At 69.3% G+C, this 19,556-nt stretch carries 16 protein-coding genes; 2 read left to right on the top strand and 14 right to left on the bottom strand.

What is annotated here, in order from left to right; translation table 11 throughout:
• The 10 genes from AB6807_RS13485 to AB6807_RS13440 form a co-directional block, all read right to left on the bottom strand.
• Positions 1-2,505 (bottom strand): TonB-dependent siderophore receptor, encoded by a 2,505-nt coding sequence (locus tag AB6807_RS13485; protein ID WP_371084964.1) that lies wholly within the window; start codon positions 2,503-2,505, stop codon positions 1-3.
• A 166-nt stretch (positions 2,506-2,671) separates the two neighbouring features.
• A complete protein-coding gene (locus tag AB6807_RS13480; protein ID WP_371084963.1) occupies positions 2,672-3,784 on the bottom strand; it encodes a FecR domain-containing protein in 1,113 nt (370 codons plus the stop codon).
• Positions 3,781-4,299 (bottom strand): sigma-70 family RNA polymerase sigma factor, encoded by a 519-nt coding sequence (locus AB6807_RS13475; protein ID WP_371084962.1) that lies wholly within the window; start codon positions 4,297-4,299, stop codon positions 3,781-3,783. Before AB6807_RS13475 ends, AB6807_RS13480 begins: the two co-directional genes overlap by 4 nt.
• A 305-nt stretch (positions 4,300-4,604) precedes the next feature.
• Positions 4,605-5,792, bottom strand: a complete 1,188-nt coding sequence (gene hmpA / locus AB6807_RS13470; protein WP_371084961.1) for an NO-inducible flavohemoprotein — start codon at positions 5,790-5,792, stop codon at positions 4,605-4,607.
• Between the two features lie 176 nt (positions 5,793-5,968).
• Complete coding sequence (locus AB6807_RS13465; RefSeq protein WP_371084960.1) at positions 5,969-7,819, bottom strand: ATP-dependent DNA helicase RecQ; 1,851 nt, start codon at positions 7,817-7,819, stop codon at positions 5,969-5,971.
• Positions 7,819-8,154, bottom strand: a complete 336-nt coding sequence (locus tag AB6807_RS13460) for a hypothetical protein (protein WP_371084959.1) — start codon at positions 8,152-8,154, stop codon at positions 7,819-7,821. The genes AB6807_RS13465 and AB6807_RS13460 overlap by 1 nt, the downstream gene beginning before the upstream one ends.
• A 133-nt stretch (positions 8,155-8,287) precedes the next feature.
• Positions 8,288-9,277 (bottom strand): Ku protein, encoded by a 990-nt coding sequence (locus AB6807_RS13455; RefSeq protein ID WP_371084958.1) that lies wholly within the window; start codon positions 9,275-9,277, stop codon positions 8,288-8,290.
• A 151-nt stretch (positions 9,278-9,428) separates the two neighbouring features.
• Positions 9,429-9,854 (bottom strand): hypothetical protein, encoded by a 426-nt coding sequence (locus tag AB6807_RS13450; RefSeq protein ID WP_371084957.1) that lies wholly within the window; start codon positions 9,852-9,854, stop codon positions 9,429-9,431.
• Between the two features lie 30 nt (positions 9,855-9,884).
• Entirely contained in the window at positions 9,885-11,159 is a 1,275-nt protein-coding gene (locus AB6807_RS13445; RefSeq protein ID WP_371084956.1) for an MFS transporter, read from the bottom strand.
• Between the two features lie 145 nt (positions 11,160-11,304).
• Positions 11,305-11,808, bottom strand: a complete 504-nt coding sequence (locus AB6807_RS13440; protein WP_371084955.1) for a MarR family winged helix-turn-helix transcriptional regulator — start codon at positions 11,806-11,808, stop codon at positions 11,305-11,307.
• 91 nt (positions 11,809-11,899) lie between these two features.
• Between AB6807_RS13440 and AB6807_RS13435 the strand changes: the two genes are divergently transcribed.
• Both AB6807_RS13435 and AB6807_RS13430 read left to right on the top strand, forming a co-directional pair.
• Positions 11,900-12,934, top strand: coding sequence for a Bug family tripartite tricarboxylate transporter substrate binding protein (locus AB6807_RS13435; RefSeq protein WP_371084954.1), 1,035 nt, complete (start codon positions 11,900-11,902; stop codon positions 12,932-12,934).
• Between the two features lie 446 nt (positions 12,935-13,380).
• Positions 13,381-13,659, top strand: a complete 279-nt coding sequence (locus AB6807_RS13430; RefSeq protein WP_286514904.1) for a hypothetical protein — start codon at positions 13,381-13,383, stop codon at positions 13,657-13,659.
• A gap of 99 nt (positions 13,660-13,758) precedes the next feature.
• Here the strand turns inward: AB6807_RS13430 and AB6807_RS13425 are convergent, their stop codons facing one another.
• The 4 genes from AB6807_RS13425 to nirB all read right to left on the bottom strand — a co-directional run bounded on the left by AB6807_RS13425 (position 13,759) and on the right by nirB (position 19,394).
• Positions 13,759-15,528: a protein kinase gene (locus AB6807_RS13425; protein ID WP_371084953.1), complete on the bottom strand. Its 1,770-nt coding sequence runs from the start codon at positions 15,526-15,528 to the stop codon at positions 13,759-13,761.
• 41 nt (positions 15,529-15,569) lie between these two features.
• Positions 15,570-16,382 (bottom strand): formate/nitrite transporter family protein, encoded by an 813-nt coding sequence (locus AB6807_RS13420; protein WP_371084952.1) that lies wholly within the window; start codon positions 16,380-16,382, stop codon positions 15,570-15,572.
• A 62-nt stretch (positions 16,383-16,444) separates the two neighbouring features.
• Positions 16,445-16,786 (bottom strand): nitrite reductase small subunit NirD, encoded by a 342-nt coding sequence (gene nirD / locus AB6807_RS13415; protein WP_371085184.1) that lies wholly within the window; start codon positions 16,784-16,786, stop codon positions 16,445-16,447.
• A 31-nt stretch (positions 16,787-16,817) separates the two neighbouring features.
• A complete protein-coding gene (nirB, locus tag AB6807_RS13410; RefSeq protein ID WP_371084951.1) occupies positions 16,818-19,394 on the bottom strand; it encodes a nitrite reductase large subunit NirB in 2,577 nt (858 codons plus the stop codon).
• Between the last annotated feature and the right edge of the window lie 162 nt (positions 19,395-19,556).

The raw sequence follows: 19,556 nt of genomic DNA, 5'->3' as shown, positions 1-19,556 counted from the left end.
TCAGAAGTCGAAGGTTGCCGACAGCAGGAAGGTGCGCGGTGCGCCGCGCGCCAGGCCGAACGAGCTCGACGCCGCGGCCCAGTAGTTCTTGTCCGCCACGTTCTCCACGCTGGCGCGCACGGTGGTCGGCAGCCCGGCGACGCGGGTGCGGTAGCGCGCGCCGATGTCCAGTCGCGTCCACGCCGGAATGCCCTGCGTGTTGGCCGCGTTGTAGTACTGCGACGAGGTGTAGATCAACCGCCCCGTGAGCGTCAGGCCCGGCACGCCAGGCAGGTCCCACTCGCTGCCGACGTTGAGCTGCGTGGTCGGCACGCCGATGGCCTTGTTGCCGTCGTACTGCCCCTTGAGCGTGTGCGTTTGCACGCCTTGCATGAAGGTGACGCCGCCGAGCACGCGCACGCCGCGCGTCACTTCTCCGAAAGCGTTCAGCTCGATGCCGCGGTTGCGCTGCTCGCCGTCGAGGCCGTAGATGTTCGTCGCGCTGTCGGTGAAGCCGTTGGGCTGCTCGATCTGGAACACGCTGGCGCTCATGGCGAGCCGGCCGAAGTCGTACTTGAGGCCGGCCTCGTACTGCTTGGCCTGCACCGGCGCAAACATCGCTCCCACGTTGCGCGACCCCGCAGGGGCGGTCGGCCCCTGGCTCAGGCCCTCGATGTAGTTGCCGTACACGCTCAGCTCCTTCGACACGCGCACCACCAGCGCCACCGCCGGCGTGAGCTTGTCGTCGTCGTAGGCGCTGGTGAGCGCGCCCGTGGTGGCGTTGAAGTTGCGCGCGCGCACGCGCTGCTGGCGCACACCGAGCGTGAGCTGCACCTGGTCGTCCAGCATGTGCAGGGTGTCCGACAGCGCGAAGCTGCCCAGGTCGGAGTCGGCTGTTTTCGGCGCGCTGCTCTTGTACGCGGCCAGGCTGGGCTGCGCGATCGCGGGCGGCGCGTACATGTTGCCGGTGTAGGTCGAGATCACCGGCGCGAGCACGCCCGACTCGGTGTGCAGCCCGGTCATGTTGAAGTTGACTTCGTGCCGCACCGCGCCCGTGTCGAAGCGCCCGCGCAGGCCGGCCATGCCGGTGCGGGTGTCCGAGTAGGTCGGCTGGTAGTACTGGTTGGCGCGAAAGTCGCCGGCCGCGTTGCGCAGGTAGATGAAGTTGTACAGCCCCAGGAACTCGTTCTTGCGCCCGCCCACGGCGGCGTAGGCCGTCAGGTTCGGCGTGATGTCGAACTCGCCCTGCACCATGGCGAACTGGTCCCTGGACTTTGCAAAGTACCAGGGCTGGCCGAGGCTCAGCGTGTTGTCCGGCGCCTTCGGAATCTGGAAGTTGGCGTTGTCGGTGTAGGCGATGCGCGTGGGCGCGTCGGTGCGCATGTCGTGGTAGCCCAGGTCGGCCGACAGCCGCACGCGGTCGCCGCGGTAGTCCAGCCCGAGCGTGGCGGAGCCGGCCCGCTGCGACTGGTCGTCCACGCCGGTGTCGCCGCTGCGGTAGGCGCCGTTGAAGCGCACGCCCCACTGCTGCTCGTCGCCAAAGCGCCGGCCCACGTCCACGTGCGAGCCGAACTGGCCGCCGGAGTAGTAGCTGGTGGTGAGCTGCGTGAGCGGCTCGTCGCCGGCGCGCTTGGTCACGAGGTTGATGTTGCCGCCCACGCCGCCGGTCGGCGCCATGCCGTTGAGCAGCGCGCTCGGGCCCTTGAGGATCTCGACGCGCTCGATCGACTCGAGCCCGCCCGTCATCTGCGGCGCCACGATGCCGTACAGGCCGTTGACGGCCATGTCCGAGGTCTGCGTGGGAAAGCCGCGGATGGTGAACTGGTTGATGTAGCTGCCGTCGGGCCAGATGGTGCGCACCGACGGGTCGTTCTTGACCACGTCGCCGATGGTGCGGGCCTGCTGGTCCTGGATGCCTTCTGCGGTGAAGCTCGTCTGGTTGAAAGGCGTCTCCAGAAAGTCCTTGTTCCCCAGCAGCCCGACCGCGCCGCCGCGCGCGACCTGCCCGCCCGCGTAGGCCGCGGGCAGCCGGCCTGCCGGCGCGGCGTTGGCCGTGACGGTGACCGCGGCCAGGGTGTTCGCCGCGCCCGCATCGGGCGGCGCCACGGGCGGGGGCGGCGCCTTGCGCAGCGTGTATTCACCGCTGCTGCCGCTGCTGCCGCCGCCACCGCGCACGGCCGACAGCCCCGTGCCCACGAGCAGCAGCCGCAGCGCGTCGTCCGCCGTGTGGCTGCCGCTCACGCCGGGGCTGCCGAGGCCCGCCGTGAACTCGGCGTTGACGGTGATCTGCAGGCCCGACTGGCGGCCGAAGCGAATGAGGTTCTGGTCGAGCGTGCCCGCGGGAATGTCGAAGCTCAGCAGCGCGGCGCCCGCACGCGGCACCTGCTGCGCCGCGGCCGGAAGCGGCGCCGTGGCCATGGCCGCCGCCATGGTGGCGAGCGCAAGGCACAGCAGGGCCCCGCGCGACGGCGGGACGGCATGAACCGAAGAAGAAAACGCAGATGCGGATGCGCGAACGGGCGCCATGGGCGGGTTCCTTGTAGAGGCTGAGGCAGAAAGGGCACGCGGCAGGCATCGCCCGGTAGGCGACGCGCGCAGCGCTTCTGACAAGGAGGCCCCGCGAGATCGAAAAAACTGCCGTCTCCTGCGAAAAAAAGTTGTGCGGGGTGCCGGTGGCCCCGGTACGCGACGCTCAGCGCGCCGCCGCCGGCCCCACCGACACCCAGTAGCGCGTGAAGCTCGACACCCGCACCGGCAGCGTTTTTTCGAGCGACGCCAGCACCCGGTCGGTCGCCTCGGCATCGGCCAGCGGCCACACGCCGGTAACGCGCAGGTCCGCCACCGCCGGGTCGCAGCGCAGGCGCCCGGGCCGGTAGCGCTCCAGCTCGCGCAGCAGGTCGGCCAGGCGCATGCGCGAGACGCTGAGCTTGCCGTCGGTCCAAGACTGCGCGGCTTCGTCCAGCGGCTCGCGCAGGTCGACGCCGCCGCGCGAGAAGCGCGCCTGCTCGCCCGCCTGCACCAGCACCGGCCTTCCGGGCACAGCGGACGCCACGCGAATCTCGACGGCCCCCTGCTCCACCGCGAGCCGCGTGAAGCCTTGAGGATCGTCGGGCACCTCATGCGGCACCTCGTCGCGCCGCACCGTGAAGCGCGTGCCCACGGGCGTGAGGGTGCCGTCGCGCGTGCTCACCATGAACGGGCGGCCCGCCGGGTCGTGCGCGGTCACCACGCGGATCTCGCCGGCATGCAGGGCGATCAGCCGGCGCTGCGCGTCGAAGCGAATGTCGAGCGCGGTGGCGGTGTTCAGCAAGAGCCGGGTGCCGTCGGGCAGCACCAGGTCGCGGCGCTCGCCGGTCGCGGTGCGCGCGTCGGCCATCGTGCGCGCGAGCTGGCTGCGCCAGGGCAGCTCGTCCAGCGCCAGGTATAGCGCGCTGCCGCCCACACCGGCCCACGCCAGGGTCTTGAGCAGCCGCCGACGCGGCACGCCCGCGGCCTGCACGCCCGCAGCCTGCACCAGCGCGGCGCGTGCGATGGGCGCGGGCACGCGCTCGGTGCTGCCGCGCAGCCGCCCGTCCATGGCCTGCAGCCGCTGCCAGGCGCGGGCGTGGTCCGGGTGGGCCGTGTACCAGCGGGAGAACGCGGCGTCGGCCTCGGGCACCGGCGGTTCCGAGGCGCGCCGCACGTACCAGCCAACCGCCTGTTCGACGATGTGCTTGTCGACCGGGGCGCCATCGTCCGGCACGCCGTCATGCACCGTGCCGTTCTGCACTTTGCCGTTGTGCGCCATGCCGGCAAGTGCGCTCATGGCGCCGGCGTGTACAGCGCCTGGTAGCAGTGCGTCAGCGCGCGCGCCATGGCTTTCTGCACCACGTTGACCGTCAGGCCCAGGCGCTCGGCGATCTGCGGATAGGTCAGGCCGTCGAGCTGCGCGAGCAGGAAGGCCTCGCACACCGCGGGCGGCAGCCCGTTGAGCAGGCGCGCGATGTCCTCCAGCGTTTCGAGGATGAGCAGCCGCTCTTCCGGCGACGGGGCGAACGCAATGGGCTGCGCGCTCAGCGCATCAAGGTAGGCCTGCTCCAGTGCCTGGCGCCGCCAGTGGTTGGCGACCAGCCCGTTGGCGATGGTCGCCAGGTAGGCCCGGGGTTCGCGCACGTCGGTGGGCTCGCGCTTGGCGAGCACCCGCACGAAGGTGTCCTGCGCCAGGTCGGCGGCGTCGAAGGCATTGCCCAGCTTGCGCCGCAGCCACGACTGCAGCCAGCCGTGGTGGTTGCCGTACAGAACGTCGATGCCGGTGGTTGACGCGGAGTTGGGAGCACTCACGATGCGGGCACTGCCCACGCCAGCGAGCAGATTCGGAAATAAGAATTGCTCGCATTATGGACGGATCGCCCCACGCGGTGCACGCGGCTTTACTGCCGAGCCCCGAACGAAACGGGATACGCCGCATGTACGGGTAGCCATCGAAGTACGCCATCGTGGCCAACGAAATGGCGGCGGCTTCTGAAAAACGAGAAAGCCGTGTCGAGGTCGCCTGCCAGCAACTGGTTGATTGCAGTCGGGCACAACGCCTCGTTGCCAACTCGCACCGATGCAGATGGCCACATGAGGCACAGCCCAAGCAGCATTTACTCCAAAGCCGACGCCGGCCCGAAGAACTCGAAGCGCGACTGCGCATCCGGCACACCCCATGCGCGCAGCCCGCGGCGCACCTGCTGCATGAAGGGCTTGGGCCCGAGAAAGTACGCATCGACGTCGCGCGTGTGCGCGGGCAGCCACTCGGTCAGCCGCGCCAGGTCGAGCCGGCCGACCGCGTGCGGCGCGGGTGCGCTTTCGCCAGTCACTTCGTCGTAGCAATAGAAGCGCTGCAGCCGCGGATGGCGCGCCGCCGCCGCCTCGACCTGTTCGCGAAACGCATGCACCTCGCCGTTGCGCGCGCAGTGGATGAACACCACCTCGCGCTCGGTGGCCAGCGCCTGCTCCAGCATCGCCAGCGTGGGCGTGATGCCCACGCCGCCGCTGATGAGCACCACCGGCCGGTCGCTGTGCGCCAGCACGAACTCGCCCGAGGGCGGCAGCAGCTGCAGCGTGTTGCCCACCTGCACGCGGTCGTGCAGGTAGTTCGATGCCACGCCGCCGGGTTCGCGCTTCACGCTGATGCGGTAGGTCTTGCCGTTCGGCGCGGCCGAGAGGGAGTAGTTGCGGCGAATGTCTTTTCCGTCCACCCGCAGCAGCAGGCCGATGTACTGGCCGGGCGCGAAGTCCATGAGCGCACCGCCGTCGATGGGCGCGAAGTGGAACGAGGCGATCTCCGCGCTTTCCTGCACCTTGCGCACCACCGTGAACTCGCGCGCGCCGCGCCAGCCGCCGGGCGCCGCGGCCTGGGCGTCGTACAGCTGCTTCTCGGCGCCGATGAGGATGTCCGCCAGCTGCCCGTAGGCGGCGGCCCAGGCGTCGATGACTTCGTCGGTCGCCACCTCGGCGCCCAGCACGTCGCGAATGGCCCGCAGCAGGCAGCCGCCGACGATGGGGTAGTGCTCGGGCATCACCTGCAGCGCCACGTGCTTGTTGACGATCTGCGTGGCCAGCGGGCCCATGGCTTCCAGCCGGTCGATGTTCTTCGCGTACATGAGCACGCCGTTGGCCAGCGCGCGCGGCTGGTCGCCCTTGGCCTGGTGGGTCTCGTTGAAGAAGGGGCGAACCTCGGGGTGCTCGGCCAGCAGCATCTTGTAGAAGTGGGTGGTCAGCGCCTCGCCGCCCTGTTCGAGCAGGGGCACGGTGGACGAGACGATGGCGCGTTGGGCGGGGGTGATCATGGGACCTTTGCGGTTGTCGATGAAATGGATGGCTTGTCCATTGCAACCGCCGTGCCGCGCCGCCACGCCTTTGAAATCAACGACTTGGCGCTGCTTCGAGTCGAATCGACATCCGGTCAATTCAAGTCGTTCTGACAATTTCATGTCAAAACGACTGCACTCGAAGAAACGAAGACCTATCCCGCCAGGCTGACCAAGGCGCTCCGCCGAGTCGGTGCTGCCAGCGCGGCACGCGCAGCCCGACGGCGGCTGACGTAGTCCGGGTGAAAGCATCGCCGGCTGCCATCGGCGAACTCCACCGTGACGGAGCCCGCGTCCGCCGCCACGACCACGCCTTCGCCGAAGCGCTTCACGCGCACCGGGTCGCTGGCCGCGAACGCCGGGGTCGCCTTTTCCTGTGGTGGCGTTGTCGTTGTCGTTGTCGTGGTCGTGGAATTTGGCGCGCCACCCGCCGCCGCGCTCACCGTTTCCGGCCCCACGACGATGGGCTGCGCCATCGCGACCTCGTGCGCGGCGATGCGCTGGCAGTTGTCGCACACGCCGCAGCGCTTCATGGCCGCGGCCGGGTCCAGGTCGTCCAGCAGCAGGTGCCAGCGGCACTGGCCCGATTGGGCGTAAGACAGCATGCGCTCCAGCGTCTCGCGGTCTTGCAGGCGCCGCGCCTTGTAGGCGTCGAGCATGGGCGCGAAGTCGATGGCGGCGCTCGGGCCTTGCCTGAGCGACACGTGGCCGCGGCGGTCGATCTTGATCACCTTCTCCTGCCTCAGCAGCGCGATGCCCGACTGCATCTTGGTGCGGGGGCGGTCCAGCGCGTCGAGCAGGGCCGCGGTGGTCCAGCCTTGCGGATGTTCCTGCTGTTGTTGGTGGGGATGTTCCTGCGGCGGCTCGGCCAGCAGCTGCCGGTAGATGGCGTCCAGGTCTTCCAGCTGCGGGTACTTGCCCGCCAGGAAGAACTGCTGCACCGCCCGGTCGCGCGCCTGGAACAGCAGCACGCAGCGAGCGCGCAGTCCGTCGCGCCCGGCGCGGCCGGCCTCCTGGTAGTAGGCGTGCAGGCTCGACGGCATCTGGCAGTGCAGCACGAAGCGGATGTCGGGCTTGTCGATGCCCATGCCGAAGGCGTTGGTCGCGACCATCACCCGCGCAGTGCCGGCCATGAAGGCCTCCTGCGCGTCGCTGCGCTCGCGCGCGCCCAGCTTGCCGTGGTACAGCGCCACCGACTCATCGCTGGCCCGCAGCGCCTCGTAGGCCTGCTGCGCGGCCTTCACCGTGGCGGCGTAGACGATGCCGCAGCCCGGCGCCTGGCGCACCCACTCGACGGTGCGTTGCAGCCGCGCCTTGTCGTCCGCCAGCTGCTCGACGGCGAAATGCAGGTTGGAGCGAAACGCGCCCGTGTCGACCAGCCCGGCGCGCGGAATGCCCAGGCACTTCATGACGTCGGCGGCCACGTCGTCGCTCGCGGTGGCCGTCAGCGCCAGCACCGGCGGGCTGCCCAGCGCCTTGATGGCCGGGCCGATGTCCAGGAACGCGGGCCTGAAGTCGTGCCCCCATTGCGAGATGCAATGCGCCTCGTCGACCGCCACCAGCGCGATCGGGTGGGCCGACAGCCGCTGCTGAAAGGCCGGCGCGGCGAGCCGCTCGGGCGTGGTCAGCACGATGCGCGCGCTGCCGTCGTCGATGGCCTGCTCGGCCTGCGCGAGCTCGTCGGCGCCGAGTGCGCTGTTCACCTGCACGGCATGGATGCCCAGGCCGCGCAGCTTGTCGCACTGGTCTTTCATGAGCGCGATCAGCGGCGACACCACCACCGTGCGGCCGGCGAACAGCACGGCGGGCAGCTGGTAGCACAGCGACTTGCCCGCGCCCGTGGGCATGACCGCCAGCGTCGACTCGCCCGCCATCACGCGCTGGATGACTTGCGCCTGACCGTTGCGCAGGCGGGCATGGCCGAAGACCTGGCGCAACGCGCGGTCCGCATCGGCGGTGGTGGGGCGTCGGGTGACGGCCGACGGGCCGTGTCGCGTGCCTGACATCAGCGCGCTGCTTCGCTGTCTTCGGGGTCGGCCTCCTCGTCCCTGTCGTCTAGATCCCTGGCGTCGAGGTCCGCAAGGTCCTCCGCGTTCACGGCGTCCGGGTCTTCGACCGAATCGGCCACTTCGGAAGCCGAATCGGGAAACACGCCCACCCTGTCGGGAAGGATGTCGGCGTTGGTCGCTTCCTCTAGCCCGCCTTCCGCCTCGGCGCGGTTGCCGGTGCCTGCGGCGTCGCTGCCGCTGTCGCTGGAATCGCTTGGGCCCAGGCTGTCTTCGTCGCTGCCCTTGGGTTCGGCCGGGGCGTGCTCGCCGCCCAGGATGCTGCTGGTTGCCATGTGTGGTGCTCCTTGATGAAAAGTGTCCCGGGTGCCGGGGTTTTCACAGAGCGTGGACGCTCGGGCGAGGCGGCAAAGTAGGAGATCGGCGCGTCCCCGTGCCTCACGGCGCTTTACATCGCATCGATTCGTTTCAGGCGGCCTTGCGTGCCGGTGCCTCGCGATGGGTGGAGGCGGTCTTGCGCGAGGCGCTGCCGGACTTGGCGGTTGTCTTCGTGGCTGTCTTCGTGGCTGTCTTTGCTGTGGTCTTGGCGGCTGTCCTGGCCGTTGCCTTCTTCGCCGCCGGTTTGCCGGTCGTGGCCTTCGCGCCTTTCGCGCTTTTTCCTCCTCGCAGGCTGCGCGCCAGCAACTCCGTCAGGTCGATCACCTCCGCGCTTTCGCCCGGCGCCTCTTCCTCCGGCTGTATCACCGTCTCCGTGTCGCCCGCCTTCACCTTCTTGTCGACGATCTTCATCACCGCGTGCTTGAACTCGTCCTTGAAGTCTTCGGGGTTCCACTTGCCCGACATGTCCTCCACCAGCTGCTGCGCCATCTTCATTTCGGCGGGCGTCAGGTGGGCGCCCTTCACGCCGGCGGCGGGCAGGTCGAGCCCGTCGAGCGTCTTCACCTCGTCGCCCCAGCGCAGCAGGTTCAGCACCAGCGCCTTGCCCGAGGGCACCAGCACGGCCAGGTGCTGCTTGGTGGCGATCACCACCTTGGCCAGGCCGACCTTGCCGGTCTTCACCAGCACCTCGCGCAGCAGCGCGTACACCTTCTGGCCCTTGTTGATGGGCGCCACGTAGTAGGGCCGCTCCAGGTACACGAAGGGGATCTCGTTGGCGTCGATGAAGCGCTGGATCTCGATGGTCTGGGTGGTGCGCGGGTAAACCGCCTCGATCTCGTCGGGCGAGATCACCACGTACTTGCCGTCTTCGTACTCGAAGCCCTTGACGATGTTGTCCTTGTCGATCTCGCGGCCCGTCTTCTTGTTGATGCGCTTGTAGCCCACCGGGTCCATGCTGCGCTTGTCGAGCCAGTCGAAGTCCACGCCCTGCTCGGTGCTGGCGGTGTGCAAGCCCACGGGAATGTGAACGAGCCCGAAGGTGATCGCGCCCTTCCACAGGGTTCTGCTGCTGGTGGCCATGAGGAGGTTCCTTCTGCGCTGAAGCGATGGATGGGGAAAGCGAACGGCGGCACGCAACTCGCCCTTTGCCGAACGCCGGCCATGGAAGGCTGCCGCCCTCGCGCGCGCGCCGGTGTGGGACGGTGCCCCAGCCGCCGACCGGAAAACGCCGCTAGCCGATCAGCCCGAAGCCGAAGGCAGTGCGCGACGTGCCCTTGGGCGGCGAGGAATCCGCAGCTTCGCCTTTGTCTTCATGCGAGTCGTCTTCATGCTCACGGTCTTCCCGCTCGCTGGCTTTCTTCCGGCTGCCCGCGCTTGCACCGCGCGAAGAAGCGGCGCCGGCTGCCGTTTCGCGCGGCCCCAGTTCCAGGTCGTCGACCATCGACTGCAGCGCCCACAACCCCTGGGCCATCGCCTGCTGGTAGCTGCGCACGGGCTTGCCGGCCTGGGCGATCACCGTGAGAGACGGTTCGGCCTCGTCGGACAGCTCGCTCAGCACCCAGGCGAAGCGACCCGGCTGCGGCTCTTCGACGTGGACGGCGATGCGGCGCAACGCTGCGGCGGTCTTTGCTGTCTTCGGTGCTTTCCTGGTGCTCATGTCGGCTCCTGCATTGGAACGTGGTTCGACCTACGCGCCCGGCGTGGCGCTTTCTGCTTTCGCGGACTCGGCGGCCTCCGCGGCCTTTCCCGCCTTGCCCCGCCGCGGAATCCAGTACGCCAGCGCGCCCGCCGCGGCAAAGGCGATCAACCCGATGGCGGCGATGCCCGAGGCCAGCGACAGGCTGCCCGCCAGGAACGACAGCAGCGCCGGACCGCACGACGAACCGATGTCCGACATGAGCCGCCACACCCCCAGGAAGTGCGCGCGGCCGTGGCGCGGCGAATGGTCGGCGCCCAGCGTCATGATCATTCCAGAGCCGATGCCGTTGCCGAAGCCGATGGCCAGCGCCACCAGCAGCAGCGTGAGCGTGCCGGTGGTCAGCGGCATCAGCAGCATCGCCAGCCCCATGATCAGCATCGAAGGCACGGCCACCCAGCGCCGGCCCTTCTGGTCCATCACCTTGCCGGCGGGGTAGAACACCAGCATGTCGATGCCGCCGGCCAGCCCGTAGATCAGCGAGGCGACCGAGGGCGCCAGCATCAGGTGGTCGGCCCACAGCGGTATCACGGCCTGGCGCGACGCGCGCACCGCGCTCACCAGCATCACCCCCAGCCCCAGCGTGAGAAACACGCGCCGGTGGTCGCGCAGCGTCGACACGATGGTGGTCGGCGCCGGCGCCACGTGCCCCGGCGGGGCCGGCGGCACCTCCAGGTCGGGAATGCGCGCGCCCAGCGCCGCCGCGCCCATCACCGCGACGATGCCCACCACATACGCCGCCGGCAGGCCGTACGCATGCACCGCGCCCGCCGCCAGGAAGGGCCCGGCGAACATGCCGATGCGCATGACCCCGCCCAGCGTGGACAGCGCCCGCGCCCGGAACTCGGGCGGCACCGCCTCCGTCATGTAGCTCTGGCGCGCCAGGTTGTACACGGCCTGCGACATGCCCACCATGAAGCAGCCCGTGGCGAACAGCCCCAGGTGCGAGGTGCCCACGCACAGCGCCATGCCCAGCCCGCTCCACACCCCCGCCACCACGATGGCCCAGCGCTCGCCCCAGCGCATGGTGATCATCGAGGCCGGAATGTTGTTGAGCAGCGAGCCGATGCCGATGAGCGCCACCATCAGCGCCGCGATGGGCACCGACGCCCCCAGCTCGCGCGCCGTGAGCGGCACGATGGGCAGGATGGCGCCCTCGCCCAGGCCGAACAGCAGCGAGGGGCCGAAGGCGGGAACGGCGATGCGCCGCAGCGAAAACGAAGAAGAAGCAGACGGGGAAGGCGGTGCGGCGGGGGGAGAAGACATGCGCGGGAAGGAGTTCTGTGTAGGCACCCCGGGCCGTCGCGCGTCAAGCATTGGAAACAAGGCGACTGCAGGGGGCCGGCCATTTTGTCGCTGTTGGCCGATGTCTGCACGGCGCCCCCGTCCCGCCGCAGCGGGGCGCCCCCCTTCAACGCGGCGCGGGCGAGTCGCGGCGGCGGCGGTCGGCCTTGGGCAGGTCGGCCGCGGCCACCATGGCCTCGCCGCGCGCGTGCAGGCGCTGCAGCATGCCGTCGAGCAGCGCGACCTCGTGCGCGTCGAGCGCGCCCAGCAGCTCGGCGTTGATCGCGCAGACCAGCGGGTACAGCTCGGCGTACAGCGCCGTGCCCGGCGCGGTCAGGCGCAGCAGCACGTGGCGCCGGTCGCCCGCGGGCTGCTCGCGCGAGACGATGCCCTTCTGCACCAGCGAGCTCACCGCCTTCGACGTGCGCGCCCGGTCGAGCTGCGCGTGCTCCGCCAGCTGCGACGAGCCCAGCGCGCCATGACCGGCCAGCGTGGCCACCAGCCGCCATTCGCGCCGCGTGATGCCGAAGCGGCCCTCGCACAGGCGAATGACCATGCCACCCGCCACCGACAGCAGCGGGCTGGTGCGGTAAAGCAGCAGGTCGTCGAGCGGGCGCAGCGGCGCTTGCATAGGGTTTGCCCAGGGAATGATTGATTAGATGAATCAATTGTCCGCGCTCTAAAGTGGCCGCAAAAGCCAACCCGACACGGAGACAAGACAGTTGAAAGCACACCCCACCACACGCCCCACCACCCGCCCCGCCACCCTGCGGCGGCGCCGCGTGCTGGCCGCCATCGGCGGCACGGCCGTGGCGATGACCATGGCGCCGTTCGGCACGACGCTGGCCCAGCCGGCCATCACGCCGGGCACGCCCATTCGCGTGCTCATCGGCGTGCCGGCCGGCGGCACGCAAGACGTGCTCACGCGCGCCATTGCGCAAGAGGTGCGCGATTCGCTCGGCCCGCTGGTGGTCGACAACCGCTCCGGCGCCGCCGGCCGCATTGCCGTGGAGGCCGTGAAAACCGCCGCGCCCGACGGCCGCACCGTGCTGCTGGGCACGGCCGGCATGATGACCATGTTCCCCAGCGCGTACAAGAACCTGTCGTACGACCCCATCAAGGACTTTCAGCCCATCGTCAACGCCGCGCGCTTCGAGCTGGCCCTGGTGGTGCACAAGGACGTGCCCGCCAACACCCTGCCCGAGTTCATCGCGTGGGCCAGGAAGCAGCCCGGCGGCGTGAGCTTCGCGTCCTACGGCGCGGGCACGCCGTCGCACTTTCTGGGCGAGATGCTCAACCGCTCGGCCGGGCTGAGCATGGTGCACGTGCCCTACCGCGGCTCCACCCCCGCGCGCCAGGACGTCATGGGCGGCACCGTGCCCGCCTACTTCGACACCGTGGGCGGCGCGCTGCAGATGCTGCCCAGCGGGCGCGTGAAGGTGCTGGCCACCAGCGGCGACAAGCGCTCCCCGCTGATGCCCAACGTGCCCACCTTCGTGGAAGGCGGCCAGAACAACGTGATAGCCACCGCCTGGTTTGCCTACTACGCGCCGCTGAAAACGCCCAAGCCGGTGGTCGACCAGCTGCGCGCCGAGTTCATGCGCGCCGTCAATTCGCGCGAGGTGCGCCAGCAGCTGCTGCAGAACGGCATGTACCCGGTGGGCGACGGGCCCGAGGCGCTGCTGAAGACGATGCGGGAAGACACGGCGCGGTGGGCCGGCATCATGAAGGCGGTGAACTTCCAGGCGAACGACTGAGGCTGTAGCTCGGCTGCGCGCGCTGCGTGGCATGCCGATCACGCCCAGGTCACAGGCGTTTTGAATCGTCAATTCCGCGCGGAAAGATTGCCGATTGACACCTGCGCGGTGCGCGCCCCGCGCTTGCCAAAACTTGCTTCCACGCAGCACGCCGGAAGCTGCATTTGTTGGCGCGAATCGGGACTTCGTGCCGCGCGAAGTCGCCACACCGCGCACGCTCCTGCCTAAAGTGGACGCCCCTGCTACTCAACTTCCCGCCAAGGGAACAAGGAAGGCGTTACCCACCAGACAGACAAACTCTTGAAAGGCTGCTTGCCTCGCGGCAGGTTGTCGGTGCGAAAGCACCGATGCAAAAGCGAGGTATCAAAAGGCGACGGCCGGGGTGCTAGAACACCCCGACCGTCTAACCAAAGAAGTGCACTTACCCTCTAAAGGAACGCACAAAAATGGCTACCAAGACTATAGCCCGGCCACCCACGCCCGGAGCTTCCGAAGACAGCGCCCAAGACACACAAGCTCCGGCGGATCTTCTGGAAAACACACTCTCTCAACTCGAAGCGCTCCTGTGGGTCTGCCACGGCGAAGACATCGACTGGTGCAGCGGCAGCGGGCCGCAACAACTGGACAACCTGCTTTGGCTTGCAGCCGATTTGGCGCGCAAGGCCGGAGAGCTGTTTCAGGTGAGCGAGAAGGCGCGAAGAGGAGCGCCTGCGACCGGCGGCTAGCAGCCGGTCTGGCGGGCTGCGACTTTCGCAGTCCGTCTTTTGCGGTCCGTCTTTTGCGTCTTGAACCACAGCGCCCGGCCATAGCCGTGCACAACGACATCAACGCCCCAGCACCAGCGCCCCCAGCAACACCACCGACAGCGCGGCCAGCAACACCGTCGTGCCCTGCCAGAAGCGCACCGGGTTGCGCTCGATGAGCGCCGCGCGCCGCGGCGACACAAACTCCTGCCCCGGCGCCTTCAGGTCCTGCACGAATTCAGACGCCGCCTGCTGCCGCTTCGCCGGCTCGGGGTTCAGCGCCTTGCGCAGCACCGCATCGACCCACGCCGGCAGGTCGGGCCTGAAGTGCCGCACCGGCACATAGCGCAGCCGGCTCACGTCCGCCCGCGAACGCACCCGCGCCGCCTGCAACCCGTAGGGCAGCTGCCGCGTGAGCATCTGGTAGACGATGACGGCCAGCGAGAACAGGTCGGAGCGCACGCTGCCGCCGTCCCCCACGAAGTACTCGGGCGCGGTGTACTGCAAGGTGCCTTCGATGGCCAACGGCCGGCCCTGCTCCGTGCTGTCGGCCATGCCAGCCAAACCCGCCAAACCAGCAAAACCAGCCACATGCGCCGAGGCCAGGTCGATGATCTTCACCGTGCCCGCGCGGTCGATCATCACGTTCTCGGGGCGCAGGTCCTGGTGCAGCATCTCCTTGCCGTGCAGCGCCTGCAGCCCCTGCGCCAGTTGCGCGACGATGCCGCGCACATCGTCCAGCGCGGGCGCGGGGTGGTCGACCATCCATTGCGCCAGCGTCTGGCCTTCGACGTACTCCATGGCCACGTACAGGTGGCGCCGCGCGCGCTCGTGCGCGACGGCCTTCAGCACATGCACGCTGTCGACGCGCCGCGCCACCCATTCCTCGAGCACGAAGCGGTCGAGGTAGTCCGCGTCGTCGCGCAGGTCGACCGAAGGCAGCTTCAGCACCACCGGCTGGCCGGTGGCGTCGTCGGTCGCCAGGTGCACGTGGCTGCGCGAGCTCACATGCAGCTCGCGCACGAGGGTGAAGCCCTCGAAGCGATCCCTGGGCCCCAGCGTGGGCGCGATCGCCAAGCCTTCGCGCTGCCGGTGCAGCTGCGCCACGTCGGCGGCGGGCAGCGCGTCGATGCGCAGCAGCTGCACCGTGCAGTCGTCTTCGCTGCCCGTGGCCTGCGCCCGCGCCTGCGCGGTCAGCACCAGCTCTCGCGCGGCAGCGTCGAAGTCGTGCGCGCAGCGCGCGAGCGCGTCGTGCACCGCGGCGGCATCGAGGTGCGCGTAGGCACCATCGGTGGCCAGCAGGTAGACATCGCCCACTTCCGCTTGCCAGCTGCGGTAGTCGATTTCCACGTTCGGCCCCGCGCCCAGCGCACGGCCCAGGTAAGACTCCTGCGACGACACGTGCACGCGGTGGTCGTCGGTGAGCTGCTCCAGCGCGTGCGCATGCAGCCGGTAGATGCGCGCATCGCCCACGTGCAGCAGATGCACCTCACGGCCCTTGACGATCAGCGCGCTGAAGGTGCAGACGTAGCCGCTGTCCTTGTCGAAGCGCGCATCGCTGCGCATCGTTTGCGCGTGCAGCCACGAGTTGGTCGCGCCCAGCACGCGTTGCGCCGCGCGGCGCACCGACCAGGCCTCGGAGGTGGCGTAGTAGTCGTCCAGAAAGCCGCGCACCGCCGCGGCGCTCGCCACCTGGCTTACGCGGCTGGAGCCGATGCCGTCGGCCAGCGCCACCGCGATGCCCTTGGCCGCGCGCTGCGCGCCCCGGGGCAGCATGGCGCCGTGGAAGTCCTGGTTGACCGAGCCGGGCCGCGCCAGCGAGTGCTGGCCGAGCGATACGCGCAAGCTCACCTCGCGGCTCCGGCTTGCATCTGCGTCTGCTGGCAAGCGGCTCAGTTCACAGCCCGCTTGGGCGAGGTCTTGTAGTGCGTCGTGTACAGCGTGAGGCCCACGAAGGTCAGGCCGCCCACCAGGTTGCCCAGCACGGTGGGAATCTCGTTCCAGATCAGGTAGTCCATGAACGTGAACTTGCCGCCCAGCAGCAGGCCGGTGGGAAACAGGAACATGTTGACGATGGAGTGCTCGAAGCCCATGTAGAAGAACACCATCACCGGCATCCACATGCCGATGGCCTTGCCCGACACGGTGGTCGACATCATGGCGGCCACCACGCCGGTGGACACCATCCAGTTGCACATCACGCCGCGAATGAACAGCGTGAGCATGCCCGCGGCGCCGTGCGCGGCGTAGCCCACGGTGCGGCCTTCGCCGATGTGGCCCAGCTTCTCGCCGATGGCGTTGGGCGCCTCGCTGAAACCGAAGGTGAAGATGATGGCCATGAACACCGCCACCGTCAGCGCACCGGCAAAGTTGCCGACGAACACCAGGCCCCAGTTGCGCAGCACGCCGGCCCAGGTGGCGCCGGGGCGCTTGTCGAGCACGGCCAGCGGCGCCAGCGTGAACACGCCCGTGAGCAGGTCGAAGCCCAGCAGGTACAGCATGATGAAACCGACCGGGAACAGCATGGCCCCGACCAGCGCGTTGCCCGTGTTGACGGTGATGCTCACCGCAAAGGCCGCCGCCAGCGCCAGGATGGCGCCCGCCATGTAGGAGCGAATGAGCGTGTCGCGGGTGGACATGAGCAGCTTGGATTCACCGGCGTCGACCATCTTGGTCACGAACTCGGCGGGGGCTAGGTAGGCCATGAAGATTCCTTGAAGACGAAAAAAAGAAACTGAATGCGCAAGAGGCGCAACGTGCGGCGGTGTCAGCCCAGCGCGACCAGCACGCGCCCTTCGTGCACGCGCACCGCATGCGCGCGCACCGAGTGCTCGGGCGCCTCCAGGCATTCGCCGCTGCGCAGGTCGAAGTGGTTCTTGTAGAGCGGCGAGGCCACCACGATGCGGTCTCCCAGGCTGCCCACGAGCCCGCGCGACAGCACGCTGGCCTGCGCCTTGGGGTCGACGTTGTCGATGGCGAACAGCGCCTGCTCGCGGCCCACGCTGAAGATGGCGACGTGCACGCCGCCCACGAGCGCGCACACGCCGGTGTCGGGAAGGATGTCGCTGGCCGCGCACACGGCGGTCCATTGCGGTCGGTCGGTGGTCATGGCTGCGTTCATGGCTACGTGTCCTTCGGGTTCAGGCGGTTTCGACATCGGGGGCGGCCGGCGCCGTGGCGCTTTGCGCGGCGCTCTGAGTGGCGCTCTGTGCGGCGCTGCGCTCGTGCGCGCGCGCCGGCCGCACCTGCCCGCGCTCCTGCACGAACACGATGTGCTCGTCGGGCTTCTCGCTGTTGACGAAGGAGCGAAAGCGCTGGCGCGTCACCGGGTCGGTCACCGCGGTCTTCCACTCGCACTGGTAGGTGTCGACCACGTGCTGCATCTGCGCCTCGAGCTCGGCGGCGAGCCCCAGGCTGTCGTTGACGAGCACGTCTTTCAGGTAGCCGAGCCCGCCCTCCAGGCTCTCGCGCCAGGTGCTGGTGCGCTGCAGGCGGTCGGCGGTGCGCACGTAGAAGCTCAGGAAGCGGTCGATGAGCCGCACCAGCTCTGCCTTCGACAGGTCGGCGGCGAGCAGCTCCGCGTGGCGCGGCTTCATGCCGCCGTTGCCGCACACGTACAGGTTCCAGCCGCGCTCGGTGGCGATGATGCCCACGTCCTTGCCCTGCGCCTCGGCGCATTCGCGCGTGCAGCCCGACACGCCGAACTTGATCTTGTGCGGTGCGCGCAGGCCCTTGTAGCGGTTCTCCAGCTCCACGGCCAGGCCCACGCTGTCGTCCACGCCGTAGCGGCACCAGGTCGAGCCCACGCAGCTCTTCACCGTGCGCAGCGACTTGCCGTAGGCATGGCCCGACTCGAAGCCGGCGGCAATCAGCTCTTCCCAGATGGCGGGCAGCTGCTCGACACGCGCGCCGAACATGTCCACGCGCGCGCCGCCGGTGATCTTGGTGTACAGGCCGTACTTCTTGGCCACCTGCCCCACGGCGATGAGCCCGTCGGGCGTCACCTCGCCGCCCGGCATGCGCGGCACCACCGAGTAGCTGCCGTCCTTCTGGATGTTGCCCAGGAAGTAGTCGTTGCTGTCCTGCAGGCTGGCCAGGTTCTTCTTCAGCACGAACTCGTTCCAGCACGAGGCGAAGATGCTCGCGGCGGTGGGTTTGCAGATGTCGCAGCCCAGGCCCTTGCCGTGGCGCGCGAGCAGGTCGTCGAAGCTGCGGATCTCGCCCACGCGAACCAGGTGGTACAGCTCCTGGCGCGAGTACGCGAAGTGCTCGCACAGGTGGTTGTTCACGGCCATGCCGCGCTTGGCCATCTCGGCCTTCATGACCTGGCCCACCAGCGCCACGCAGCCGCCGCAGGTGGCGCCGGCCTTGGTGCAGGCCTTGATCTCGGCGACGGTGCACGCGCCCTCGCCCACGGCCGCGCAGATGCGGCCCTTGCTCACGTCGTTGCACGAGCAGATCTGCGCGGTGTCGGGCAGCGCGTCCACGCCCAGGCCGGGCCGGGCCTGGCCGTCGCTGGCCGGCAGGATCAGGAACTCGGGGTCCGCCGGCAGCGCGATGCCGTTGAGCGCCATCTGCAGCAGCGTGCCGTACTCGGCCGCGTCGCCCACCAGCACCGCGCCCAGCAGCTGCTTGCCGTCGCTGCTGACCACGATCTTCTTGTAGACCTGCTTGTGCTCGTTCACGTACTGGTATGCGCGCGACCCGGGCGTCTTGCCGTGGGCGTCGCCGATGCTGGCCACGTCCACCCCCATGAGCTTGAGCTTGGTGCTCATGTCGGCGCCGGTGAAGGCCGCGTCGGCCTGCCCTGCGATGTGCTTCGCCGCGACGCGCGCCATGTCGTAGCCCGGCGCGACGAGCCCGAAGGTCTGTTCGTTCCACGAGGCGCACTCGCCCACCGCGTAGATGTCGTGGTCGCTGGTGCGGCAATGGCTGTCGATGGCCACGCCCCCGCGCGGGCCGACCGCCAGCACCGACTGGCGGGCCAGCTCGTCGCGCGGGCGGATGCCGGCGGAGAACACGATCATGTCGGTCTCCAGGTACGTGCCGTCGGCGAACACCATGCGGTGGCGCGCGGCGGCGCCATCGGTGATCTCCACCGTGTTGCGGCCCGTGTGCACGTGCAGCCCCAGCGCCTCGATGCTGCTGCGCAGCGCCCGGCCGCCGCCCTCGTCGACCTGCACCGCCATGAGCCGGGGCGCGAACTCGACCACGTGGGTGTCCAGGCCCATGTCGCGCAGCGCCTTGGCGCATTCCAGCCCCAGCAGCCCGCCGCCCACGACCACGCCGCTCTTCGAGCGCGCGCCGCAGGCCTTCATGGCCTCCAGGTCTTCGATGGTGCGGTACACAAAACAGTTAGGCCGGTCGCGCCCGGGCACGGCCGGCACGAAGGGCGAGGAGCCCGTGGCCAGCACCAGCTTGTCGTAGCCGATGACCTCGCCGTCGGCGGTGGTCACGGTGTTGTTGCGCCGCTCGATCGCCACCGCGCGGGCGGCCAGCCGCAGCGTGAAGCCGCTGCGCTCGAAGAAGCCGGGCTCGACCAGCGAGAGGTCGTCGGCCGTCTTGCCGGAGAAGAATTCGGACAGGTGAACCCGGTCGTAGGCCGCCCGGGGTTCCTCGCACAGCACGGTGACCTCGGCCTGCGCGAGCTGGAGCTCGTGGAGCTGCTCCAGAAACTTGTGGCCCACCATGCCGTGGCCAATCACTGCGATTTTCATGTCGGTTCCTGCACACACCCGGTCTCGGAAGGTGCAGACCGACGACGCGTTGAAGATGCAACGGTCACGGTGAGCCCCCGCCTGGAAACGGATGCAAATCGGGTTGAAGCGGACGAACCGTCGGCCTGCGCCTTCAGCTCGCTCGTGTCGCCGTCATTGGCG

This window comes from Variovorax sp. RCC_210, from assembly GCF_041355175.1.
In the GTDB taxonomy this organism is placed as follows: Bacteria; Pseudomonadota; Gammaproteobacteria; order Burkholderiales; family Burkholderiaceae_C; genus Variovorax.
This window is presented reverse-complemented; position numbering and strand designations above follow the sequence as displayed.

What these genes read in the sequence shown, in the direction of transcription:
- AB6807_RS13485 (WP_371084964.1), bottom strand. Translation starts at nt 2,505, where the DNA reads ATGGCGCCCGTTCGCGCATCCGCATCTGCGTTTTCTTCTTCGGTTCAT.
- AB6807_RS13480 (WP_371084963.1), bottom strand. Translation starts at nt 3,784, where the DNA reads ATGAGCGCACTTGCCGGCATGGCGCACAACGGCAAAGTGCAGAACGGC.
- hmpA (WP_371084961.1), bottom strand. Translation starts at nt 5,792, where the DNA reads ATGATCACCCCCGCCCAACGCGCCATCGTCTCGTCCACCGTGCCCCTG.
- AB6807_RS13465 (WP_371084960.1), bottom strand. Translation starts at nt 7,819, where the DNA reads ATGTCAGGCACGCGACACGGCCCGTCGGCCGTCACCCGACGCCCCACC.
- AB6807_RS13460 (WP_371084959.1), bottom strand. Translation starts at nt 8,154, where the DNA reads ATGGCAACCAGCAGCATCCTGGGCGGCGAGCACGCCCCGGCCGAACCC.
- AB6807_RS13455 (WP_371084958.1), bottom strand. Translation starts at nt 9,277, where the DNA reads ATGGCCACCAGCAGCAGAACCCTGTGGAAGGGCGCGATCACCTTCGGG.
- AB6807_RS13450 (WP_371084957.1), bottom strand. Translation starts at nt 9,854, where the DNA reads ATGAGCACCAGGAAAGCACCGAAGACAGCAAAGACCGCCGCAGCGTTG.
- AB6807_RS13445 (WP_371084956.1), bottom strand. Translation starts at nt 11,159, where the DNA reads ATGTCTTCTCCCCCCGCCGCACCGCCTTCCCCGTCTGCTTCTTCTTCG.
- AB6807_RS13440 (WP_371084955.1), bottom strand. Translation starts at nt 11,808, where the DNA reads ATGCAAGCGCCGCTGCGCCCGCTCGACGACCTGCTGCTTTACCGCACC.
- AB6807_RS13430 (WP_286514904.1), top strand. Translation starts at nt 13,381, where the DNA reads ATGGCTACCAAGACTATAGCCCGGCCACCCACGCCCGGAGCTTCCGAA.
- AB6807_RS13420 (WP_371084952.1), bottom strand. Translation starts at nt 16,382, where the DNA reads ATGGCCTACCTAGCCCCCGCCGAGTTCGTGACCAAGATGGTCGACGCC.
- nirD (WP_371085184.1), bottom strand. Translation starts at nt 16,786, where the DNA reads ATGACCACCGACCGACCGCAATGGACCGCCGTGTGCGCGGCCAGCGAC.
- nirB (WP_371084951.1), bottom strand. Translation starts at nt 19,394, where the DNA reads ATGAAAATCGCAGTGATTGGCCACGGCATGGTGGGCCACAAGTTTCTG.